General features: G+C 70.1%; 2 protein-coding genes and 1 pseudogene. All 3 read right to left on the bottom strand.

Annotated features, from left to right (window positions below; translation table 11 throughout):
• Window positions 1–273: 273 nt before the first annotated feature.
• Window positions 274–1200, bottom strand: coding sequence for an NADP-dependent oxidoreductase (locus A9X03_RS19180; protein WP_067784725.1), 927 nt, complete (start codon window positions 1198–1200; stop codon window positions 274–276).
• A 5-nt stretch (window positions 1201–1205) separates the two neighbouring features.
• Complete coding sequence (locus A9X03_RS19175) at window positions 1206–1889, bottom strand: uracil-DNA glycosylase (protein ID WP_067784719.1); 684 nt, start codon at window positions 1887–1889, stop codon at window positions 1206–1208.
• Between the two features lie 39 nt (window positions 1890–1928).
• A pseudogene (locus A9X03_RS19170) lies at window positions 1929–2154 on the bottom strand (thiamine-phosphate kinase); the annotation flags it as partial.

Raw genomic sequence — 2154 nt, 5'->3', positions numbered from 1 at the left:
TTGATCAGCGCGTGCTGGGGTGTACGCAGCCGGCGGGCGACGCTTTCCACCCGCTCCAAAGCCCGCAACCGTTCCGGGGTGGTGAGCACGTCAAAAGACATGGCGCACAGGCGGTCCGCGTCGCCGTCGAGCGCGTCGATAGCGTCGACGATCTCCTCACGACTGGCCTCCATACCTCAAACTCTAGAAACCCCCACCGACAAAAAAGCCCGCTCTGTGACTAAAGAAACCAAAGTGGCACAAGGGATTACAAAGCAATCGCGCCGAAACGCCCTAGTCGCCGACGACGATGACCGTCTTGCCGGGGCGATGGCCCGGGCGCCGGCCGCTTTCGAACGCCTCGCGGCCCCGCTCGAGCGGGAAGGTCTCCGCGATGTCGACGCGCAACCGTCCACCGTCGACCAACGCGGCGAGCTTCCTCAGCTGGTCGCGGTCCGGCGTGACGATGAAAAAGGTTGCCGTGACGCCGTATTCGTCGGCCCTGCCCGCCGGCGGCGGAGCCGACAGAGTGACCAGCCGACCACCAGGGCGCAGCACGGGAAACGACCGGTCCAACGTCTCACCGCCGACGGTGTCGATCACGACGTCGTAGGCGGCGTCGTCGAATGTCTCGGTGCGGACGTCGATCACCCGGGCGGCGCCATACCCGCGGACGAGTTCGCCGGCGTCGCTGCGCACGGTCGCGGTGACACGCGCGCCCAGCATCACGGCCAGCTGAACGGTCAAGGCGCCCACCCCGCCCGCGCCGCCATGCACCAGCACGTCCTCGCCGGCCCGCACGTTCGCGTGATCGGCCAGCGCCTGCAGGGCTGTCAGGCCGGCCAGCGGCAACGCGGCGGCGACGACGTGCGACACCGTCGCCGGCTTGGCGGCCAGGTCGGCCGCGGGGGCGCAGACGAATTCGGCCGCGGCGCCGTCGCGGTCGAACGGGATCAGCCCGTACACCTCGTCGCCGGGCGCGAAATCCGCCACACCCGCGGCCACCTCGCGAACGACGCCCGAGACTTCGTGCGACGGGATCACCGGCGTGCGGCTCACACCGTCTCGGGTCCAGGTCTCGTCCCAGGTCAGCTCGTCGAACGTGATGGCCGCGGCGTGGACGCTCACCAGAACTTCACCCGCGGCGGGAACCGGTACGGGCGCCCGCTCGACCACGAGTTGTTCCGGGCCGCCCCGGTGGTGGGCCCGCAATGCGGTCATCTCGGTCACGGCAGCCGCCAATCGATGGGGTCGGCGCCCATACCCGTCAGCAGTTCGTTGGCGCGGCTGAACGGACGCGACCCGAAGAACCCCCGAGAGGCGGACAGCGGCGACGGATGCGGGGACTCGATGGCCACGCAATTGCCTTCTGCCAGAATCGGTTTCAGTGTGGACGCGTCGCGGCCCCAGAGGATCGCCACCAATGGCTGCGAACGCGCCGCGAGCGCGCGGATCGCGCACTCGGTCACCGCTTCCCAGCCCTTGCCCCGGTGCGAGGCTGGATTGCTCGGCCGCACGGTGAGCACCCTGTTGAGCAGCATCACCCCGCGCTGGGCCCACGGTGTCAGGTCACCGCACGAGGGCTGCGGATGGCCGAGGTCGGCGGAGTATTCGTCGAAGATGTTGGCCAGGCTGCGCGGCAGCGGACGCACGTCGGGGGCAACCGAAAAGCTCAGTCCCACTGCATGTCCCGGCGTTGGGTACGGGTCTTGCCCGACGATCAGCACCCGGACGTCGTCGAACGGAAAGGTGAAGGCGCGCAGCACGTTCTGGCCGGCCGGCAGGTACTTGCGCCCGGCGGCGATCTCGGCCCGCAGGAACTGGCCCATGGCGGCCACCCGATCCGCCACCGGCTCCAGCGCGGCGGCCCAGCCCCGCTCGACGAGTTCAGTCAACGGCCGCGCCGTCATCGCCGGTCCTTTCGTAGCATCGACGCTCACCGCGCCACCCTAACCGTCATATGACTGCCAGCCCGCATAGCCGGTCCACGCCTGTCCGTCGACGAGCACGTCGGCCTTGCCCTCGAGGACCCGCCCGATGATTCGCCACCCGGCCGGCGCCGGGCCGGCGAAACAGGCCACCAGGGCGTGGTCTTCGCCGCCGCCCAGCACCCACGACCACGGGTCGGCCCCCACCGCGTTGCCGGCCGCGGTCAGCGCGTCGTGGTCCGCGGCC

Source organism: Mycobacterium sp. E1715 (assembly GCF_001667625.1).
Classification (GTDB): Bacteria; Actinomycetota; Actinomycetes; order Mycobacteriales; family Mycobacteriaceae; genus Mycobacterium.
Note: the sequence above shows the minus strand (reverse complement) of the source record. Positions and strands in the feature narration are given on the sequence as shown.